This window comes from Vibrio sp. 10N.261.52.A1, from assembly GCF_002876325.1.
GTDB lineage: Bacteria > Pseudomonadota > Gammaproteobacteria > Enterobacterales > Vibrionaceae > Vibrio > Vibrio chagasii.
This window is the reverse complement of the sequence record NZ_MCYD01001050.1, coordinates 2,330-2,792: the sequence shown is the minus strand read 5'-3', so window position 1 is coordinate 2,792 and position 463 is coordinate 2,330. Positions and strand designations below refer to the sequence as shown.

Here is a 463-nt window from a genome sequence, read left to right as displayed (position 1 = left end):
CAAGTGACGAATCACTTGTGGCTTTTTTATTTCTGGATAGCGCACATAAAAAACTCCCTCGCAAAGAGTACAAGAGAGTTTCAGTAATACTTAGGGCGTCATTAGCGAGTAATTTACCTCACTAGAAAATCGCCCTATTTCGCTGTTTCGCTTACGTTTGCTTGGCCTTTATCTACTTCTGTAAATAGACCTTTCAGCAGGCTCACACAGCCAATCAGAAGAATGATAGTGAACGGCAGCGCTGCGATAATCGTAATAGATTGCAGTGCTTGGATAGATTGAGTACCACCAATCCACAGCATCACCATCGCAATCGCACCTGAGATAACCGCCCACACTACTTTCTGCTTCACTGGTACTTCAAGCTTACCACCAGCCGTCATGCCATCGATAACAATCGAACCTGAGTCTAGTGTCGTAACGAAGAACACAATGATCAGTGCTACTGCGATAACCGATAGAA

1 protein-coding gene is annotated in these 463 nt (G+C 44.3%); it reads right to left on the bottom strand.

Translation table 11 applies throughout. The annotated features are described in order from the left end of the window. Positions 1-134 precede the first annotated feature (134 nt). Positions 135-463, bottom strand: a 329-nt coding sequence (locus BCT81_RS22770; RefSeq protein ID WP_198596947.1) for a BCCT family transporter, incomplete at its 5' end; no start/stop codon positions are given.